Below are 19465 nucleotides of genomic sequence, written 5' to 3' on the forward strand. Positions count from 1 at the left end.
AAGCGCAGGCGCTATTTTGCCAACAGGTGCTTCAGCGTGTTCTTGTACATGTCGGTCAACTTCTCTAGGTCATCGACTTTCACACACTCGTTCACTTTATGAATCGTTGCGTTCACCGGACCAAGCTCAACCACTTGACCACCCATACGCGCGATAAAGCGGCCATCAGACGTCCCGCCTGTCGTCAGAAGTGCTGGCTTAGTGCTGTTTACTTCGTCAACGGCCAAAACCACAGCGTCGAGCAATGCACCGGTATCGGTTAGGAATGGGTCGCCATTAAATGTCCACTTTAGATCGTAGTCCAATTCATGCTTATCCAGCGTCTCGGTGATGCGTTGAACAATTATCTCGCTAGTCAATTCAGTACTAAAGCGAAGGTTAAACTGAACGTTAAATTCACCTGGAATCACGTTAGATGCACCTGTACCTGCCGAAACATTCGGGATTTGGAAGCTTGTCGGTGGGAAGTAATCGTTACCTTGATCCCACTCAGTAGTGGTTAACTCGTGAATTGCCACGAGAGACTGATTAATTGGGTTGTTCGCAAGGTGAGGGTAGGCAACGTGACCTTGAGTGCCTTTCACGGTCAGGTCGCCAGTGATCGAACCACGACGGCCATTCTTGACAACATCGCCAACCTCTTTGGTACTGGATGGCTCACCCACGATACACATGTCGATGTTTTCGCCGCGCGCCATTAGTGTTTCAACGACGCGAACCGTACCGTTGATGAATGGGCCCTCTTCGTCGGAAGTAATCAAAAAACCGATCGAACCTTTGTGGTCTGGGTTTTCTGCAATAAAGCGTTCGACGGCTACGACCATACAAGCGAGTGAACCTTTCATGTCGGCGGCACCGCGACCGTGTAGGTAGCCATCGATAATGGTTGGCTCAAATGGGGGGGTATCCCATTGCTCTCGCTTGCCCGCAGGTACGACATCGGTGTGGCCAGCGAAAGCAAACAAAGGTGCTTCATCACCACGGCGAGCCCAAAAGTTTGTGGTGTCTTCAAATACCATCACTTCGATTTCAAAACCAAGCGCTTTTAATCGCTCGATCATTACGTCCTGACAGCCTGCATCTTCAGGCGTTACGGACTGGCGGCTGATCAGGTCTTTAGCGAGTGCCAATACTGGACTGTCTGTCATCCTTGAGTGTTCCTTTGATTAAGAGTTAAAAAGTGTCGAGTATTGGTCTGCTTTGAAACCAATGTGAAGCTGGTCTGCAACTTTTAAGATTGGACGCTTAATCATTGCTGGGTTTTCGACGAGTAGTGCGATCACGTTTTCTTCGTTGAGGGCGTCTTTTTGCTCTTGAGTCAGTTGACGGAAAGTCGTACCACGTTTATTCAGTACTTGCTCCCAGCCTAGTGTGTTGCAAAATTCAGTGACCATGGCTGCATCAATGCCTTGTTTGCGGTAGTCATGAAAATCAAATGCGATGTTTTCTGTTTCTAACCATTTTTTGGCTTTTTTGATCGTATCGCAGTTTGGGATACCGAACATAGTGATCGTCATAGTGTTTCCTTTTTTCTTTGTACTTTATTCATCGGTTTGCGTTAAAGAGCGCCCGATTGTGCATTGTTTGGCTGTTCAAGCATCCTATCAAGAAGCAACCACGGTGACAAAATCATGCAGCGAATATTTCACAGCTCAATACTCAAATCCGCTTTTCCCTGACTAAACAGCAATCCGATTGAGAAAAATCTCGGTTAAATAGCCCGGAAAAGTCGAGTTATTGATCAAACGCAACACCTTGCTGAGTAAAAAAGAAATAATGAATCAACACAATTTTAGGAGGTATCAATGGAATTGAGTCCTGTCTTTGCAAGGCGGCTTTATTTAGCTTTGTTGGTAGAAAACCTAGAAAGGCCAAATGTACCAAAATTGATTGAGAGAACGGGGTGGCCTCGCCGTACAATTCAAGATGTACTCAAGGCGCTACCGGGGATTGGCATCGAACTTACCTTTGTTCAGGATGGTCGTCGCCATAACGACGGCTATTATCAACTTTCTGATTGGGGGCCTTTTGATAGTCAATGGGTTCTTGAAAGAGAGAGCGATATTGCTAGCAGTCTTGGATTTCACGCATGAGCTTTAGGTTTGGAAAACGTTATTGGCAGCGGTAGGCGGTACCTAGCACACTGAAAGAAGTGACAAAATCTTGTGGAGAGACCATGTAAACCGTATCGGCATTAAGTAATGCAGCATGGTTTTTTAGGTCATTCATCGCCCCTTGCATCATGGCATCATTGGTATAGAACCAATAACTGTACCAGTGACCTTCGCTGCCCGTGACTTCACCAAGGTATTCGCATTGCTCTGGATTAAACTGGCTATCAATGCGGATCTGAACGTGACTACTTGGTTTTGTTGCTGTGGTGGAAGCCGTCGAGCAGCCCATCAAGGCTAATGTGATGCTTCCTACCATCACATAACGTTGCATCTTATTTCCCCATCGTGATGTAAGCCACGAAACCAATCCAGCTCAGTACGAGTAGTGCCCAAGGCAATACAGCCGGTCTATGTGATGGCACTTCGTTTGTCATTTCGTCTTGTTCTACTAGGTCACCTTGTTGACGTTGTTTTTCTCTCTGTTGCTTTTTCTTCGCTTTGTCGGCTTGCCGATTACGTTCTTTCTGCTGTTTCTTGTACTGAGCAATACCTTTCTCAATCCCTTGAGCGATCAGTTTTGTCTGCTCTTTGGTCTGGCCTGGTTTTTGGGTTGATTTAGCAATTTTCATTGCCTCAGTTTGCGTCTCTTGAGAAGGAACGGCTGCTGCTGTGTTTTTCTTTTTCATGCTTTTTTATCGATGTTACTTTAAATCTTAACTTAGTTTACCTGCGTAAGATGACGAAATGAACTTTAGTTCTCATCTTTGCTGGGTTGCAACTCTAAAACGATCAGTTAAAGTGACGTTTTTATGAAACTAAGAAGACGATATTGTGCGCTACTCATTTGATCAATACGACGCTCATGGATTTTTGAGAGCGCCAATGATGTTATGGCTAGGCTGGCTGTTCCTAGCGCGCTCCTGGGTGGTGTTTGCCATGGCAGGAGTCAGCAGAGATAGTGGTAGTAAGATATTAGCGATTGTTTACCCCGATTCGAATACATTATATCTCGGCCTATCGATGGGGATTCCCAGTTTGTTGTTGATGTGGTTGGTGGGTTTACGTCATCCGGATAGAGGCTGGGTGAATCAAATTACCCAGTATGGTCGTGCCATGACTTTGATCTTGTGCGGTATTCAATTGGTTCAGACCATGTATCATGTCTACCTCGAACATGGTGTATTCAACTGGGCAAACGCGCTCACCATTACCCTGTTAACTTGGTTTATGATCTATCTTTTTAATGGAAGATGGGCGAAAGACTGTTTTAATGTGCCACAAGTTGAGTGCAAAGAAGAACAGCCATCAAAAAATTAAGAAAAAAATTTCCCACACGGAGCAATAAAGAGGATATCTCAATGTCACAAGCTCAAACGGCGATAGTGCCTGCCGCAGGACCATTTGCACTTTATACTCAGTTAAAAGTGAACCAAAACCGTGAAAACGTGCTAGCAAAACTGAAAGCGCTACCTGAGTTAGTCAATGAGCTAAATACAAACCAGAACGGCGCAAACCTCATGATTTCTATCGCCTTCACCAAATCGTTCTGGCAGTACCTAAACATGCAAATGCCAGAAGAGTTGATTGACTTCCCTGAGTTGGGCGAAGGCGAAGTGATTGCGCCTGCATCTGATGTCGATGTGCTGATTCACTGTCACTCAACACGCCACGATTTACACTTCTACGTGCTCAGTAAGTTCTTGGCGGACACAGCAGAAGACGTGACCGTTGTCGATGAGACTTACGGTTATCGTTACCTAGATGCTCGTGACATGACAGACTTTATTGACGGTACTGAGAACCCCAAAGGTGAGGCACGTGCTGACATTGCATTGATCAAAGATGGTGCCTTTGCTGGTGGTAGTTACGTGATGGTTCAACGCTTTGAGCACAACCTACCCGCGTGGAACCGATTGAATGTTTCTGCTCAAGAGAAAATCGTTGGCCGTACTAAGCCAGATTCTATCGAATTGGAAGACGTTCCAGCTGCATCTCACGTAGGTCGTGTCGACATTAAGGAAGAAGGCAAAGGCCTTAAAATTGTTCGCCATAGTCTGCCATATGGAACAGTGACTGGCGCTCATGGCCTGCTGTTTATCTCTTACAGCAACACGATCCACAATATTAAAGTGATGCTTGAAAGCATGTACGGCGTTACGGATGGTAAGACTGACCAATTGCTTCGTTTTTCCAAAGCGGTTACTGGAGCTTACTTCTTCGCCCCTTCGCAACAAATGCTGATGGATTTGGCGGTGAAGTAATCGCTACAGCGTGCTGACTAAAGCCCTCTGCTCGGAGGGCTTTGTTGTTTCCGGCCCTTGCCCTTTTTAACTCTATATGTGCTCACGATTTTTCAAACAATACTAAACCTTTGTTCAATTTGGTCGATACGTATTCAAAGCCCTTATTTTAGGACCCTTATTCGTGGCGATCACCGTTAATACTAATGTGGCAGCACTGGTCGCACAGCGTCATTTGACCAGTGCAACTGATATGCTGAACCAATCCATGGAGCGTTTGTCTTCAGGGAAGCGTATTAACAGCGCAAAGGATGATGCCGCGGGCCTGCAGATTTCCAACCGGCTGCAATCGCAAATGCGGGGGTTGGATGTTGCGGTGCGTAACGCGAACGATGGTATTTCTATTATGCAAACCGCAGAGGGGGCAATGAATGAGGTGACTAATATCATGCAACGTATGCGTGATTTGTCGCTCCAATCAGCCAATGGCTCAAACAGCAAAGCGGAACGCACAGCGTTGCAAGAAGAAGTGACGGCACTTAACGATGAGCTAAACCGCATTGCCGAAACCACCTCCTTTGGTGGCCGTAAACTGCTCAATGGCAGCTTTGGTCAGTCGGCATTTCAAATTGGCGCTGCATCAGGTGAAGCCGTGCAAGTTGAATTAAAGTCGATGCGCAGTGATGGTATTGAGATGGGCGGTTTTAGTTACATTGCAAACGGGCGCGCGAGCTCTGATTGGCAAGTAAAAGAGGGGGCGAGTTCGCTTAACATGTCATTCACCGATCGTTTTGGTGAAACTGAAACCATTGAGATTAACGCTAAAGCAGGTGACGATATCGAAGAACTTGCGACTTATATTAATGGTCAGACTGACAAAATTACTGCTTCTGTGAACGAAGAGGGCCAGTTGCAACTGTTTATGGCTGGAGAAGAGACTTCAGGAGCGTTATCGTTTTCTGGTGACTTGGCCAGTGAATTGGGTTTGCAGCTAAAAGGGTACGATGCCGTTGACAACATCGATATTACGTCTGTTGGTGGTGCTCAGCAAGCCGTGGCCGTCCTAGATACTGCAATGAAGTACGTTGATAGTCATCGGGCAGAGCTAGGCGCATATCAAAACCGTTTTGATCATGCCATCAATAATCTAGATAACATTCACGAGAACCTTGCCGCTTCCAACAGTCGTATCCAAGATACTGACTATGCGAAAGAAACCACGCAAATGGTGAAGCAGCAGATCTTACAACAGGTCAGTACTTCTATTCTGGCTCAAGCAAAACAAGCCCCGAACCTTGCGTTGACCTTACTTGGTTAATGTTTCTTACCAGCCAAATTCATAAAAATCAGCCTGTATCGACAATTTGATAAGAAGCTTTAGTGAAAAATGAAAGTTTTTTTGCTTTTTTATCAGCTTCGTCACGATTTGCTCTCCAAACGAATAATTTTCAATAAAATCTTAAACTTTCCCTAAAGAAAACGCGGCATGCGCCGTTAATAAAAGTAACTTTGAGAGAACTACTTGGTTTTCCGAGACGTCGGAAACCGCTACACCGGAAAATCAATTGGAGAAATCACCATGGCAGTGAATGTAAATACAAACGTATCAGCGATGACCGCTCAGCGTTACCTAAACAACGCAAACTCAGCACAACAAACCTCTATGGAGCGTTTGTCTTCAGGTTTCAAAATCAACAGCGCGAAAGACGACGCTGCGGGTCTTCAAATCTCGAACCGCTTGAACGTACAAAGCCGTGGCTTGGATGTGGCTGTTCGTAACGCGAACGACGGTATCTCGATTGCACAAACAGCAGAAGGTGCAATGAATGAGACAACCAACATCCTACAACGTATGCGTGACCTGTCTCTTCAATCAGCGAACGGCTCTAACTCAAAATCTGAGCGTGTTGCGATTCAAGAAGAAGTAACGGCACTGAACGATGAACTAAACCGTATCGCTGAAACGACGTCTTTCGGTGGTAACAAGCTTTTAAACGGTACACACGGTACGAAATCATTCCAAATCGGTGCGGATAACGGTGAAGCCGTCATGTTGGAACTGAAAGACATGCGCTCTGATAACGCACAAATGGGCGGCCAGAGCTACCAAACTGAGAGTGCAAAAGACAAAAACTGGAACGTACAAGAGGGCTCTAATGACCTGAAAATGACGTTTACAGATAACTTTGGCCAAGAACAAGAGATCGATATCACTGCAAAAGCAGGCGACGACATCGAAGAGTTGGCAACCTACATCAACGGTCAACAAGACTCGGTAAAAGCGTCGGTGACTGAAGACGGCAAGCTACAAATGTTCGCGGGCAACAACAAGGTTACAGGCAATGTCGATTTCTCTGGTGGCCTTGCTGGTGAGCTCGATATCCAAGACGGCAAAGAAGTAACGGTTGATACTATCGACGTGACATCTGTAGGTGGTGCACAAGAGTCTGTGGCAATCATAGATGCAGCACTAAAATACGTAGACAGTAATCGTGCAGAGCTGGGCGCGTTCCAAAACCGTTTCGATCATGCAATCAACAACTTGGATAACATCAACGAGAACGTAAACGCGTCGAAGAGCCGTATTAAAGATACTGACTTCGCGAAGGAAACGACTCAAATGACCAAGTCACAAATTCTATCGCAAGCGTCAAGTTCTATTCTTGCGCAAGCGAAACAAGCGCCTAACTCAGCGCTAAGTCTTTTAGGTTAATCTTTAACTAAAGACAAGAACCATATTGGCTCGTGGTGAGAGATGAGCGAGTAAACCCAGCTTCGGCTGGGTTTTTTTATGCCTGTGTTTCCAGTTCTTTATCCTCAATCGTAATATTAGATATTCATCACAAGTCATTAAATCGAGGAAAATAATCGCAAAAAATTGAAAATTTCTTCTAAAGGATATTTATAGGCCGCCGTTAAAGGGACTGAGAGAAATGAGATGTACCTAAGTGAGGTGAGAGACACGACGGTACATCAACTAAAGCCTTAAGGAGATCAACTATGGCGATTAACGTTAATACTAACGTTTCTGCGATGACCGCACAGCGTTACCTAAACAAAGCAGCTGAAGGTCAGCAAAAATCAATGGAGCGTTTGTCTTCGGGTTATAAAATCAATAGCGCGAAAGACGATGCTGCCGGTCTACAGATTTCTAACCGTTTGAACGCACAGAGCCGTGGTCTGGATATGGCGGTGAAAAACGCGAATGACGGCATTTCTATTGCACAGGTTGCTGAAGGTGCAATGAATGAATCGACCAACATTCTACAACGCATGCGTGATCTATCGCTTCAATCTGCGAACGGTTCGAACTCAAAGTCAGAACGTGTCGCAATCCAAGAGGAAGTTACAGCTCTTAACGATGAACTAAACCGTATCGCTGAGACGACTTCATTTGGTGGTAACAAACTTCTTAACGGTACTTATGGTACTCAATCTTTCCAAATCGGTGCGGACTCTGGTGAAGCTGTGATGCTTTCTATGGGTAACCTACGTTCTGATGATGCTGAGATGGGTGGTAAGAGCTACGCAGCAGAAGACGGAAAAGATGCGTCGTGGACAGTAAGTGATAAAACCGAGCTGAAAATGACGTACACCAACAAGCAAGGTGAAGAGCAAGAGCTGACTATCCAAGCAAAACAGGGCGACGATATTGAGCAGCTAGCGACTTACATTAACGGTCAGAGCGAAGATGTAAAAGCCTCTGTTGGTGAAGACGGCAAGCTACAAGTATTTGCATCTTCTCAAAAAATAACAGGCGAAGTGGATTTCTCTGGCAACCTGGCAGGTGAAATTGGTTTTGGCGATGCGAAAGACGTAACCGTTAAAGACATTGATGTCACCACAGTTGCGGGTTCTCAAGAAGCGGTAGCGATCATTGACGGTGCACTAAAATCAGTAGACAGCCAACGTGCGTCACTTGGTGCATTCCAAAACCGTTTTGACCACGCTATCAGCAACCTAGACAACATTAACGAAAATGTTAATGCGTCTAATAGCCGTATAAAAGATACTGATTACGCGAAGGAAACAACGGCCATGACAAAGTCGCAAATCCTTCAGCAAGCAAGTACCTCAATCCTGGCACAAGCGAAGCAATCACCATCTGCGGCGCTAGGCTTATTGGGCTAATTAGGTCTACTCAGCCTCGTGATATCGTCACCAAAGCGATAGACCTATCGTTAGCTCATAAGGTGGAAGGGAGATTGTAATGGAAATATCCTCCTACATGTCGAACATCCAGCCTTACGGCACGCCAAGTGGCACAAAAGTTGCTAAAGAAATTGGCGTAGGCGCGCCTAACACAGCAAGTTCTCACGGTCCCGTTCCTGTTAAAAAAACGGACGGTGCCGAGCGTGATCTCTCTGTTCAAGCTGCACTTGAAATGGCAGAAAATCGCCAAGAGCTGAACAGAGAAGAGCGCGAAAAAATGGTTAAGCAAATGAATGAATTTGTCGACGCCATGAATAAGGGAGTGGCGTTTCGAGTCGATGAAGCATCGGGTCGAGACGTTGTGACAATCTTCGAAGCCACGACTGGTGATGTGATTCGTCAAATCCCTGATGAAGAAATGCTAGTGGTATTGCGTCGCCTAGCTGAGCACACAGCTAACAGTGGTTTGTTAGTTGAAAAGGTGTAAGTTGTTTTAGAGGTGATTTAATGAGTATAGGCCCTTTGGGGATGTCTGGCGGCATGGATATCAATTCCATGGTCAGCAAAATTGTGGATGCTGAGCGTGTGCCAAAGCAGCAACGCATCAACAACGAGCGCGCGACAATTGACGCCAGTATCAGTGCTTATGGGCGACTCAGAGAATCGTTGGATACGATGAAGAACCTCATGACGAATTTTCGTCAGGAGAAAGCATTTGCTGCTCGTACGGTAGAGACGACCGACGATGCCATCGTATCTGCAACCGCAACAACGGACGCTATAGCCGGTAAGTATGCTATCGACGTGTTGCAGCTTGCACAGAGCCATAAAGTCGCTTCTGACGTTCTGCCAGAAGATACAAAATTTGGCGCTGGTAAGCTGCAGATTTCTCTTGGTGATAACACCTTTGACCTAAATGTCCGATCTCACTCTAAACTCATTGATGTCGTTCGTGGGATTAACGGCGCCAAGGATAACCCTGGCGTACGTGCTTCTGTCATTAACGATGTCGCGGGGCCGCGTTTGATCCTTGCTTCGAACCTTCCGGGCGAGGACCAGCAAATCAAAGTTAGTGTAGAAGCTGAAGCGGGCAATCTTCTTAAACACCTCGAATACAAAACTCTGGAAGACCGAGTGAACGAGCTCAAAGAAGCTCGTGAAGCAGCTGAGGCTGTGCTTGGACCTCTGAAAGAACCAGAAGCAATGCGCGATGCAGACGGCAATCCTATACCTCCAGATGGACAAAAAACAGCAGAGAATGCGCAAGATGGCGCAGTGGATGAACCGATCTCTGCAGCCGGTGCTGCCGCAGCGCACGCAGGGCAAGAAGCGATTGATGCAGCCAACAAACGTGCGAGCATGCGTCCGCAAGACAGCATCCCCGGTTGGACAGAAACGGCTTCAGGCACACTTCTCGACTCCTATCAACCGCCAGAATTAGAGTTGGATGAAGAAGCCATCGCGAAAGCACCAGACGTGCCGGGTTGGAACAATGCAGCCTCCGGGACACTCACAGATTCTTATGTCACAACCAAAGAAGCCAAAAGACAGCTTGAACAAGAAAAAGCCGAGATTGAGCAGAAGATCGCTGGTGAAAAGCAAGAGCTTGACCAAAAGGTCGCCCGTGGTGAATTGACGGAAGAACAAGCGAAACAAATCCATCGTTCCAAACTAGAACCAGAAGAGCGTGAACGTCTTGAGAAAATCGACGTCGCAGAGGCAAAAATCGCACAAGCGCAACAATCATTTGAAGTTTATTCGGGCATGACGGAAGTACAAGCCGGTCAAGATTCACAAGTTATGCTTGATGGTGTGGCAAGGCTGTCGAGCCACAACAACGTGATTGAAGATGCCATTGAAGGTGTAAACCTTACGCTAAAGGGAAAATCGGAACGGGGTAAACCACCAGCAGAGATTGGTGTTGAGTATGATCGCCAAAGTGTGCGTGCAGACATAGAGAACTTTGTTTCGGCTTACAATTCGTTTTATCAAAACTCGAAGGCGCTAGCGAGTGTGGATCCCACTACAGGCCAAAAAGGCCCGTTGGCGGGTGACAGCACTGTGCGAAGCGCTGATGCGCGTTTAAAATCTGTCTTCTCAACGTCGATTGACACTGCGCCAGAAAATTTGAAGTCCCTGACCGAGTTTGGTATCACCACCACACGTCAAGGCACGTTAGAAATCAAATATGACATTTTAGATCGCCAATTGAACAACAACTTTAATGAGTTGGGCAAATTCTTTGGTGGTAACTCGGGTTTTGCTAAACGCGTTGAAGAAGCTATTCAAGGTATCACTGGCTTTACGGGCAGCATCCGTACGCGTGAGAAGAGCTTGACAGAACAGAACTATCGCCTCGGTGATGATCAAGTCGCATTAGACCGTCGCATGGAGGGGCTTGAAAAGCGCACTCATGCTAAATTTTCGGCCATGCAAGATGCGACGGGAAAGATGCAGGGTCAATTAGGGGCGCTGATGAACGCTCTGGGTCAATAGATGAAAAGTGCACTTATAGAAATTAGTGATATTGATCGACTAATTACGCGAGGACTGGAAAAAGCTGCCTTAAATACTGAAGAAATTCTTCACTTGGTCGATAGCAGGGAAGAGTTATTGCAAAACCTACTCTCCATTGTTGAGGACAATCCATCGTTGAAGCAGGGAGCAGAGTGGCAAGACTTGCTCATTCGCACCCAAAGTATTGTTGAGCTGATGCAAAATGAAACGATGAACCTAAGTAAAGACCTTCACAAGTTCCGCTATGGTCAACGTTCGCTTCAGCAGTACAAAAAATTTAGATAAAAGAGGAATACTATGCGCGGTTCTCTGCAAGCATACAAAAAGGTATCAGTTGACAGCCAGCTGAGTGCGGCATCTCCGCATAAAGTCATTCAAATGCTCATGGCAGGTGCAATCGAGCGTCTTATTCAGGGTAAAGCGGCGATGCAAGCAGGTAATATTCCTGCAAAAGGTGAGCGTCTTGGCAAAGCGCTGGACATCATCATCGCACTGCGTAGCTGTTTATCTATGGATGACGGTGGAGACATTGCTTCAAACCTAGATTCACTTTACGAGTTTATGATTACTCAGATCTCGACAGCAAACCACCAGAACGACCCTAAACCAATTGATGATGTTATTGATATCATTCGCGAAATTAAATCGGCTTGGGACCAAATTCCAACTGAATACCATAACCTAACGGCAGCTGAAGTCGGTATATAGTCGGCTATAGAAGACTTTACAGAACAGGTAAAGGATAATTTCTTGTTGCATATTAATTAGTTAAGAAAAGTTACAATAGAGCTCACACCTCTTTATTGCTTGGTTGCCTTATTTTTTTATTCAAATAAAATAGAAGTTATTATTGGCCCTAATGGCTTTTTTTTGTTGCTGATTTCCCTATTTTGACTATCGTTTGTTGAAAGTGTGACAACCTTTTCGACGTTCGACAACGTAAACTAAGGCCTGGCGCAACAACCCCATATGAAAGGCAATCATTCTTACTTATGCAAGGTTTGGCAAAACTACTTGTAATCGATGACAATGCAGCAAGTCGTCTGAATATAAGCAATATATTGGAATTTGTTGGAGAAAGTTGCGAAGCGGTCAGCTCTGACCAGCTAGGCGATGTTGACTGGTCTGCGATTTGGTCAGGTTGCATTGTCGTTAACCTCTGTGCAGGTCATGCCGCGACAGCGGTGATGGCTCGCCTCTCACAAGCGCACCATATCCCACTTCTTGTCATGGGCACTTTTCCATTGCCTGTTGATGACTTGCCTAACTTTGTCGGTGAATTGGAGCAACCGCTTAATTATCCGCAACTTAGCGAAGCGTTACGTCATTGCAATGATTTCTTGGGCCGTAAAGGCGTAAACGTGGTAGCGAATACGCGTAATAATACCCTTTTCCGCAGTCTGGTTGGTCAAAGCCGAGGTATTCAAGACGTTCGGCATTTGATTGAACAAGTTTCAGCCACCGAAGCAAATGTGTTGATCTTGGGCGAATCTGGTACGGGTAAAGAAGTGGTGGCACGAAACATTCACTATCATTCTACTTACTGCTCTGGCCCCTTTGTACCGATCAACTGTGGTGCCATTCCAGCAGACCTACTAGAAAGCGAGCTTTTTGGCCATGAAAAAGGCGCATTTACTGGTGCGTTAACGACACGCAAAGGTCGTTTTGAATTAGCGGAAGGTGGCACCATTTTCCTTGATGAGATTGGTGATATGCCAATGTCGATGCAAGTGAAGTTGCTGCGTGTACTGCAAGAGCGATGCTTTGAGCGTGTTGGTGGCAACACGACGATTAAAGTAAACGTTCGTGTCGTGGCTGCAACTCACCGCGATCTAGACACCATGATCAACGATGGCACATTCCGTGAAGATCTTTTTTACCGCTTGAATGTTTTCCCCATTGAAATGCCAGCGTTAAAATCACGCAAGCAAGATATTCCCTTGTTGTTACAAGAACTGATGACGCGTCTAGAAGCCGAAGGTGGGCAACCCATCTACTTTACGCCTCGTGCGATCAACTCATTGATGGAGCATGACTGGCCGGGTAACGTGCGTGAACTTGCCAACCTTGTTGAGCGTATGGTGATCTTGTACCCCAACAGCTTAGTGGATGTGAACCACCTACCAACTAAATACCGCTACAGTGATATCCCTGAATTCCAACCAGAAAGTAACCCATTTACTTCTATGGAAGAGCAAGAACGCGATGTGTTCCAGGACATTTTCTCTGAGGACTTTAGTTTTGATGAGCAAAGTGAAATAGAGCACAATATGAATGCGCCTCAAGCTCTTCCGTCAGAAGGGGTAAACTTAAAAGAACTTCTCGCGGATATGGAAATCAACATGATCAACCAGGCGCTAGAGGCACAGGGTGGCGTTGTTGCAAGAGCAGCGGATATGCTAGGCATGCGACGTACAACCTTGGTCGAGAAAATGCGTAAATATAACCTTCAACGCTAGGGTCTGTTTGGCGTTACTGTGGTTCAACTTAAGACCGCTGGTTATCTTTTCTGACAATAAAACCATCCATTTCTTGGTGTCAATTTCTTGTCGATGACATAACGCCATGATAAATATAGGAAGCAGCTTGGTATACTAATTGCTTGCCAAGCTACTTAAGTATTTGAATGGCGACATTTCGACAGGCAGCGAATGGACAATAACACCAACCAATCCCATTTAGACTCAGTAGAGAATCAAGTAGAACGTTACAAGCAGGTCTTGGACGTGATGCCGGCGGGCGTGATCTTGTTAGATACCCATGGAGTTGTTCGCGAAGCCAACCCTGAAGCGCACCGCATTCTCGATATACCGCTGGTCGAAGAGAAATGGTTCAATATCATCCAAGCAGTATTTGACCCACGAGAAGATGATGGTCACGAAGTTTCACTGCGCAATGGTCGTAAAGTTCGTTTGGCGATTTCAGCATCCGCGACTGGCCAGCTCATTTTAATTACCGACCTAACGGAAACACGTTTGCTGCAGTCTCGCGTGAGTGACTTGCAACGCCTGTCATCACTTGGCCGTATGGTAGCGTCTCTGGCACATCAAGTCAGAACACCGTTATCGAGTGCTATGCTATATGCATCCAATTTAGCGGCGCCAAACTTGCTTCCGGCGACAAGAGACAGATTTCAAAGCAAATTAATGGATCGACTGCACGATTTGGAAAAGCAGGTTAATGATATGCTGCTTTTTGCTAAAGGTGGTGATAATAAGGTTATTAAACCTTTTAATATTGCTCAGTTGGTTGCTGAATATCAGCCAATGGTCGAAACTGCGCTGAAGAACAATAACATTGACTATTTCTTAGAAGTCGAAGAAGAACACATTGAATTGCTGGGCAACGCGAACGCCATTGCCTCGGCATTGAGTAATTTAGTGATGAACGCGATTCAGATGTCAGGAAAAGAATCGCAGATAGATGTGTTTTTCCGCCCGGTGAACGGTGAGTTGCGTATTTCTGTACAAGACAGCGGTCCGGGTGTATCAAAAGAATTACAAGCAAAAATTATGGAGCCATTCTTTACTACACGGTCTCAGGGAACCGGGTTAGGGCTTGCTGTCGTTCAAATGGTTTGCCGTGCCCATGACGGTCGATTGGAACTTATTTCAGAGCAGGGTGATGGAGCCTGCTTTACCATGTGCATTCCGCTAGAGAGAGTGCAAGCAGAAGTGTAGTAAGCGACTGTTGTTGAAAACATTACTGGAGAATCATAATGGCGCAAAGCAAAGTGCTGATCGTAGAAGACGACGAAGGTCTTCGTGAAGCCTTGGTGGATACTCTGGCTCTGGCAGGGTATGAGTGGCTAGAAGCCGATTGTGCGGAAGACGCTTTGTTAAAGCTAAAGTCGAATGCGGTGGACATCGTGGTTTCTGACGTGCAAATGGCAGGCATGGGCGGTTTGGCTTTGCTACGCAATATCAAGCAGAACTGGCCGAACATGCCTGTCCTACTTATGACGGCTTACGCAAACATTGAAGATGCGGTATCGGCAATGAAAGAAGGTGCGATTGATTACATGGCCAAGCCATTTGCACCCGAAGTACTGCTTAATATGGTGAGCCGTTACGCGCCAATCAAAAGTGATGATAACGGTGATGCGGTCGTGGCGGACGAGAAAAGCCTGCGCTTGTTAGCCCTGGCAGACAAGGTCGCACGTACGGATGCTAACGTCATGATCTTGGGACCAAGTGGTTCAGGCAAAGAAGTCATGTCGCGCTACATCCACAACGCCTCAAACCACAAAAATGGTCCATTTGTTGCGATTAACTGTGCCGCTATCCCTGACAATATGCTAGAGGCGACATTGTTCGGTTACGATAAGGGGGCGTTTACTGGCGCCGTTCAAGCGTGTCCGGGGAAATTCGAACAAGCGCAGGGTGGCACTATCTTGCTTGATGAAATCAGTGAGATGGACTTAAACCTACAAGCCAAGCTACTGCGTGTTCTGCAAGAGCGTGAAGTCGAACGCTTGGGTAGTCGTAAGAGCATCAAGTTGGATGTTCGTGTACTAGCAACCAGTAACCGCGATTTAAAACATTACGTCTCTGAAGGTAAGTTCCGAGAAGACTTATACTACCGCTTGAATGTATTCCCAATCACATGGCCTGCACTTTGTGATCGCAAAGGTGACATCTCGCCACTTGCTCAGCACCTGACTGAGCGCCATTGCACCAAGGTGGGTATGCCAGTTCCCAAGTTCTCGCAAATGGCACTAGAGAAACTGCTTCAATACTCGTGGCCAGGCAATGTTCGTGAATTAGACAACGTGGTTCAACGTGCACTTATTCTGAGTGAAAATGGGGATATTGATGCGGAACACATCTTACTTGAAGGCGTGGATTGGCAAGATGCTAGCAGTCTGCAACGCGTTGTTCAAAATGCAGAAATGGTGTCTCCTGATGTTAAGCCGATAGCTCAAGTTGAAGCGAACAACCGTATTGCGGCTGGTGGCGAAGGTCTTGGTAGCGAATTACGTGATCAAGAATACGCGATCATTTTAGAAACATTGATCGAATGTAATGGTCGTCGCAAAGAAATGGCAGAGAAGCTGAGCATCAGTCCGCGGACTTTACGCTATAAACTCGCCAAAATGCGTGATGCTGGTATCGATATTCCGGCTTAATCTATACATCAATAGCCATAGGGCAAAAGTGTGGGTACACTACGACACTATTGTCTTACGGCACAATGTTTGCTGTATCAATAATCAGTTTTATTTAATAGTCAAAACTTTGGCTTAGAGGTGACAATGAAAGTTGATGGTATTCAGTCAGAAATGCGTGCCATGATGGTAGAAGCGACCAATACCGCTCCTATCGCAACGGGTGCGAAAGTTGGGGCAGATTTTGGTGATCTCCTCACAAAAGCCATCAATAACGTAAACTCACTTCAAAAAGCATCGGGCGATCTACAAACGCGTTTTGATCGTGGTGATGCGGATGTTTCCCTTTCTGATGTAATGATTGCTCGTAACAAGTCCAGTGTTGCTTTCGACGCCACTGTACAAATCCGTAATAAGCTCGTTGAGTCCTATAAGGACCTCATGAATATGCCAGTGTAATTTAGGTAATAAGTGTGGCAGAAAAGTCTACAGATTTAACCGTCACTGATGGCGGCGCCGATGGTGCAATGATGGCTGGCTCAGATCTGGATGTGGAAAGTCAAAACCCAGATCTTGAAGAGCGCAGTGCGTCAAAATTTGATATGGCAGTGGGCGACTTAGATCTACTTCGTCAGGTCGTATTAGTTCTTTCTATCTCTATCTGTGTTGCGTTGATCGTAATGTTGTTCTTCTGGGTGAAAGAGCCTGAAATGCGTCCACTTGGTGCGTACGAGACAGAAGAACTGATCCCAGTATTGGATTACCTCGATCAGCAAAAAATTAATTACAAGCTAGATGGCAGTACGGTTTCGGTGGAATCGAGTGATTACAACTCGATCAAGCTGGGCATGGTACGAGCGGGGGTGAACCAAGCAACGGCAGCCGGTGATGATATTTTGCTGCAAGACATGGGCTTTGGTGTTTCCCAGCGTCTTGAGCAGGAACGTTTGAAGCTCAGTCGCGAACGTCAACTTGCTCAAGCGATTGAAGAAATGAAGCAGGTTCGAAAAGCGCGTGTGCTTCTTGCTCTACCAAAACATAGTGTATTTGTTCGTCATAACCAAGAAGCGTCTGCTTCGGTATCATTGACTATCTCTACGGGTGTAAACCTCAAACAGCAAGAGGTCGATTCTATCGTTGATATGGTGGCAAGTGCGGTTCCTGGTATGAAGACCTCTCGTATCACGGTAACCGATCAACATGGTCGTCTACTCAGCTCAGGTTCTCAAGACCCAGCATCGGCTGCTCGTCGCAAAGAACAAGAGCTAGAGCGCAGCCAAGAACAAGGGCTGCGTGAGAAGATTGACTCTGTGCTATTACCAATTTTGGGCTTTGGTAATTATACGGCTCAGGTGGACATCCAGATGGATTTCAGCACCGTAGAGCAAACGCGCAAGAATTTCGATCCAAATACACCGTCTACGCGCAGTGAATACGCTCTTGAAGATTACAATAACGGCAACATGGTCGCGGGCATTCCCGGGGCATTGAGTAACCAGCCGCCAGCGGATGCGTCTATTCCTCAAGATGTGGCGCAGATGAAAGATGGCACATTGACTGGTCAAGGCTCGGTTCGTAAAGAATCGACGCGTAACTTTGAGCTTGATACCACTATCAGCCATGAACGCAAGCAGACGGGTACCTTGGCTCGTCAAACCGTCTCTGTTGCGATCAAAGACCGTCGAGTGGTGAACCCTGATACGGGGGAAGTGACTTACACACCGTTGTCAGAGTCTGAAATCAATGCAATTCGCCAAGTACTGATTGGCGCGGTTGGTTTTGATGAGAGTCGCGGTGATTTGCTGAATGTACTGAGTGTTAAGTTTGCTGAGCCAGAGCTTGAGCAAATGACTGATCCACCGATTTGGGAGCATCCAAACTTCAACGACTGGGTCCGTTGGTTCGCAAGTGCGTTGGTGATCATTGTCATTATCTTGGTTCTGGTGCGTCCAGCAATGAAGAAACTGCTCAACCCAGCGAGTGATGACGAAGATGAAATGTATGGACCAGATGGCTTACCGATTGGTGCGGATGGTGAAACTAGCCTGATTGGCAGTGACATCGAAAGCGGCGAACTGTTTGAGTTTGGTTCAAGCATTGATTTGCCTAACCTTCACAAAGATGAAGATGTACTCAAAGCTGTGCGTGCTCTGGTGGCTAATGAGCCTGAGCTCGCTGCTCAAGTAGTAAAAAACTGGATGAACGAAAATGGCTAACGATATCGTACCTCAAGATGAAAACGGTGCAGATATGCCAGCGGAGTTTGATATCTCTGGCATGACGGGTGAAGAGAAAGCGGCGATTTTGCTGTTGAGCCTGAACGAAAATGACGCGGCCGGCATCATTCGACACCTAGAGCCAAAACAGGTTCAGCGTGTGGGTAGTTCAATGGCTCGAGCGAAAGACCTGAGCCAAGACAAGGTATCTGGTGTCCATCGTGCGTTCCTAGAAGACATCCAGAAATACACTAACATTGGCATGGGCAGCGAAGACTTCATGCGCAATGCGTTGGTGGCGGCACTGGGTGAAGACAAAGCGAACAACTTGGTTGACCAAATTCTACTTGGTACTGGTTCTAAAGGCTTGGATTCACTGAAATGGATGGATCCTCGCCAAGTGGCAAGCATCATTGTCAATGAACACCCACAGATTCAAACTATTGTGCTTTCATATTTGGATGCAGACCAATCGGCAGAAATCCTTTCTCAGTTCCCAGAGCGTGTTCGTCTGGATCTGATGATGCGTATTGCTAACCTAGAAGAAGTCCAGCCATCGGCATTGGCTGAGCTGAACGAAATCATGGAGAAACAGTTTGCAGGCCAAGCGGGGGCTCAAGCTGCAAAAATTGGTGGCCTGAAGGCAGCGGCAGAAATCATGAACTATCTAGACAACAATGTCGAAGGTATCTTGATGGAGCAAATTCGCGACCAAGACGAAGACACGGCAACACAAATCCAAGACCTTATGTTTGTCTTCGAGAATTTGGTGGAAGTGGACGACCAAGGTATTCAGAAATTGCTGCGTGATGTTCCACAAGATGTTCTGCAACGTGCCCTCAAAGGTGCTGATGATTCTCTGCGTGAGAAAGTCTTCAAAAACATGTCTAAACGTGCCGCTGAGATGATGCGCGATGATATCGAAGCCATGCCTCCAGTTCGTGTTGCGGATGTAGAAGCCGCTCAGAAAGAAATTTTGTCGATTGCTCGCCGTATGGCCGACGCTGGTGAAATCATGCTATCAGGTGGCGCAGAGGAGTTCTTGTAATCCTTTCTTATTCCTCTTGCTCAAGGCAAGAGGAATGTTCTTCTTTTGCTGCGCAATTTAATTTTAAATAA

20 protein-coding genes are annotated in these 19465 nt (G+C 46.3%); 16 read left to right on the forward strand and 4 right to left on the reverse strand.

The genetic code is table 11. From position 1 onward, the window contains the following. Positions 1-11: 11 nt before the first annotated feature. Together dapE and AND4_RS08295 are read right to left on the reverse strand one after the other, a co-directional pair. Positions 12-1148, reverse strand: a complete 1137-nt coding sequence (gene dapE, locus AND4_RS08290; RefSeq protein ID WP_009842504.1) for a succinyl-diaminopimelate desuccinylase — start codon at positions 1146-1148, stop codon at positions 12-14. 18 nt (positions 1149-1166) lie between these two features. Continuing rightward, the gene (locus AND4_RS08295) at positions 1167-1517 is read right to left on the reverse strand and encodes an ArsC family reductase (RefSeq protein WP_009842505.1); all 351 of its coding nucleotides are present in this window, start codon (positions 1515-1517) and stop codon (positions 1167-1169) included. Positions 1518-1805: 288 nt separating this feature from the next. On the opposite strand from AND4_RS08295, the gene AND4_RS08300 reads away from it, so the two are divergent. Next, on the forward strand, positions 1806-2093 hold the full coding sequence (locus AND4_RS08300; protein ID WP_009842506.1) for a helix-turn-helix domain-containing protein: 288 nt from the start codon (positions 1806-1808) through the stop codon (positions 2091-2093). A 19-nt stretch (positions 2094-2112) separates the two neighbouring features. Here AND4_RS08300 and AND4_RS08305 read toward each other — a convergent pair whose 3' ends face one another. Next, entirely contained in the window at positions 2113-2445 is a 333-nt protein-coding gene (locus AND4_RS08305; protein ID WP_009842507.1) for a DUF4156 domain-containing protein, read from the reverse strand. Position 2446: 1 nt separating this feature from the next. Beyond that, positions 2447-2800, reverse strand: coding sequence for a DUF2956 domain-containing protein (locus AND4_RS08310; protein ID WP_009842508.1), 354 nt, complete (start codon positions 2798-2800; stop codon positions 2447-2449). 145 nt (positions 2801-2945) lie between these two features. Between AND4_RS08310 and AND4_RS08315 the strand changes: the two genes are divergently transcribed. The 15 genes from AND4_RS08315 (at position 2946) to fliG (ending at position 19394) form a co-directional block, all read left to right on the forward strand. Beyond that, positions 2946-3431 carry a DUF2919 domain-containing protein gene (locus tag AND4_RS08315; protein WP_009842509.1) on the forward strand — a complete coding sequence of 162 codons (486 nt, stop codon included), beginning with the start codon at positions 2946-2948 and terminating at the stop codon, positions 3429-3431. A gap of 41 nt (positions 3432-3472) precedes the next feature. Continuing rightward, the gene (locus AND4_RS08320) at positions 3473-4375 is read left to right on the forward strand and encodes a Dyp-type peroxidase (protein ID WP_009842510.1); all 903 of its coding nucleotides are present in this window, start codon (positions 3473-3475) and stop codon (positions 4373-4375) included. A 163-nt stretch (positions 4376-4538) separates the two neighbouring features. After that, a complete protein-coding gene (locus AND4_RS08325; protein WP_009842511.1) occupies positions 4539-5672 on the forward strand; it encodes a flagellin in 1134 nt (377 codons plus the stop codon). Positions 5673-5933: 261 nt separating this feature from the next. Beyond that, positions 5934-7067 carry a flagellin gene (locus AND4_RS08330; RefSeq protein WP_009842512.1) on the forward strand — a complete coding sequence of 378 codons (1134 nt, stop codon included), beginning with the start codon at positions 5934-5936 and terminating at the stop codon, positions 7065-7067. Between the two features lie 287 nt (positions 7068-7354). Further along, entirely contained in the window at positions 7355-8485 is a 1131-nt protein-coding gene (locus tag AND4_RS08335) for a flagellin (protein ID WP_009842513.1), read from the forward strand. A gap of 79 nt (positions 8486-8564) precedes the next feature. Continuing rightward, positions 8565-8993, forward strand: coding sequence for a flagellar protein FlaG (gene flaG / locus AND4_RS08340; protein WP_043991568.1), 429 nt, complete (start codon positions 8565-8567; stop codon positions 8991-8993). Between the two features lie 20 nt (positions 8994-9013). Continuing rightward, positions 9014-11002 (forward strand): flagellar filament capping protein FliD, encoded by a 1989-nt coding sequence (gene fliD, locus AND4_RS08345; RefSeq protein ID WP_009842515.1) that lies wholly within the window; start codon positions 9014-9016, stop codon positions 11000-11002. After that, a complete protein-coding gene (locus tag AND4_RS08350) occupies positions 11003-11308 on the forward strand; it encodes a flagellar protein FliT (protein ID WP_009842516.1) in 306 nt (101 codons plus the stop codon). Positions 11309-11320: 12 nt separating this feature from the next. Next, positions 11321-11731: a flagellar export chaperone FliS gene (fliS, locus tag AND4_RS08355; protein ID WP_009842517.1), complete on the forward strand. Its 411-nt coding sequence runs from the start codon at positions 11321-11323 to the stop codon at positions 11729-11731. Between the two features lie 284 nt (positions 11732-12015). After that, entirely contained in the window at positions 12016-13482 is a 1467-nt protein-coding gene (locus tag AND4_RS08360) for a sigma-54 dependent transcriptional regulator (RefSeq protein WP_009842518.1), read from the forward strand. Between the two features lie 192 nt (positions 13483-13674). Continuing rightward, positions 13675-14703: an ATP-binding protein gene (locus AND4_RS08365; protein WP_009842519.1), complete on the forward strand. Its 1029-nt coding sequence runs from the start codon at positions 13675-13677 to the stop codon at positions 14701-14703. A gap of 38 nt (positions 14704-14741) precedes the next feature. Next, entirely contained in the window at positions 14742-16151 is a 1410-nt protein-coding gene (locus AND4_RS08370; RefSeq protein ID WP_009842520.1) for a sigma-54 dependent transcriptional regulator, read from the forward strand. A gap of 126 nt (positions 16152-16277) precedes the next feature. Further along, positions 16278-16589 (forward strand): flagellar hook-basal body complex protein FliE, encoded by a 312-nt coding sequence (gene fliE, locus AND4_RS08375; RefSeq protein ID WP_009842521.1) that lies wholly within the window; start codon positions 16278-16280, stop codon positions 16587-16589. Between the two features lie 14 nt (positions 16590-16603). Beyond that, positions 16604-18346: a flagellar basal-body MS-ring/collar protein FliF gene (gene fliF, locus AND4_RS08380; RefSeq protein ID WP_009842522.1), complete on the forward strand. Its 1743-nt coding sequence runs from the start codon at positions 16604-16606 to the stop codon at positions 18344-18346. Further along, positions 18339-19394 carry a flagellar motor switch protein FliG gene (fliG, locus tag AND4_RS08385; RefSeq protein WP_009842523.1) on the forward strand — a complete coding sequence of 352 codons (1056 nt, stop codon included), beginning with the start codon at positions 18339-18341 and terminating at the stop codon, positions 19392-19394. Before fliF ends, fliG begins: the two co-directional genes overlap by 8 nt. Positions 19395-19465 lie beyond the last annotated feature (71 nt).

It is taken from the genome of Vibrio sp. AND4 (assembly GCF_000171815.1).
GTDB lineage: Bacteria > Pseudomonadota > Gammaproteobacteria > Enterobacterales > Vibrionaceae > Vibrio.

Excerpts from the sequence above, each read along its gene's own strand:
- AND4_RS08370 (WP_009842520.1), top strand. The coding sequence starts at position 14,742 with ATGGCGCAAAGCAAAGTGCTGATCGTAGAAGACGACGAAGGTCTTCGT.
- fliG (WP_009842523.1), top strand. The coding sequence starts at position 18,339 with ATGGCTAACGATATCGTACCTCAAGATGAAAACGGTGCAGATATGCCA.
- AND4_RS08295 (WP_009842505.1), bottom strand. The coding sequence starts at position 1,517 with ATGACGATCACTATGTTCGGTATCCCAAACTGCGATACGATCAAAAAA.
- AND4_RS08350 (WP_009842516.1), top strand. The coding sequence starts at position 11,003 with ATGAAAAGTGCACTTATAGAAATTAGTGATATTGATCGACTAATTACG.
- fliD (WP_009842515.1), top strand. The coding sequence starts at position 9,014 with ATGAGTATAGGCCCTTTGGGGATGTCTGGCGGCATGGATATCAATTCC.
- fliE (WP_009842521.1), top strand. The coding sequence starts at position 16,278 with ATGAAAGTTGATGGTATTCAGTCAGAAATGCGTGCCATGATGGTAGAA.
- dapE (WP_009842504.1), bottom strand. The coding sequence starts at position 1,148 with ATGACAGACAGTCCAGTATTGGCACTCGCTAAAGACCTGATCAGCCGC.
- AND4_RS08310 (WP_009842508.1), bottom strand. The coding sequence starts at position 2,800 with ATGAAAAAGAAAAACACAGCAGCAGCCGTTCCTTCTCAAGAGACGCAA.
- AND4_RS08365 (WP_009842519.1), top strand. The coding sequence starts at position 13,675 with ATGGACAATAACACCAACCAATCCCATTTAGACTCAGTAGAGAATCAA.
- AND4_RS08320 (WP_009842510.1), top strand. The coding sequence starts at position 3,473 with ATGTCACAAGCTCAAACGGCGATAGTGCCTGCCGCAGGACCATTTGCA.
- AND4_RS08360 (WP_009842518.1), top strand. The coding sequence starts at position 12,016 with ATGCAAGGTTTGGCAAAACTACTTGTAATCGATGACAATGCAGCAAGT.
- AND4_RS08335 (WP_009842513.1), top strand. The coding sequence starts at position 7,355 with ATGGCGATTAACGTTAATACTAACGTTTCTGCGATGACCGCACAGCGT.
- fliS (WP_009842517.1), top strand. The coding sequence starts at position 11,321 with ATGCGCGGTTCTCTGCAAGCATACAAAAAGGTATCAGTTGACAGCCAG.
- AND4_RS08300 (WP_009842506.1), top strand. The coding sequence starts at position 1,806 with ATGGAATTGAGTCCTGTCTTTGCAAGGCGGCTTTATTTAGCTTTGTTG.
- AND4_RS08330 (WP_009842512.1), top strand. The coding sequence starts at position 5,934 with ATGGCAGTGAATGTAAATACAAACGTATCAGCGATGACCGCTCAGCGT.
- flaG (WP_043991568.1), top strand. The coding sequence starts at position 8,565 with ATGGAAATATCCTCCTACATGTCGAACATCCAGCCTTACGGCACGCCA.
- AND4_RS08305 (WP_009842507.1), bottom strand. The coding sequence starts at position 2,445 with ATGCAACGTTATGTGATGGTAGGAAGCATCACATTAGCCTTGATGGGC.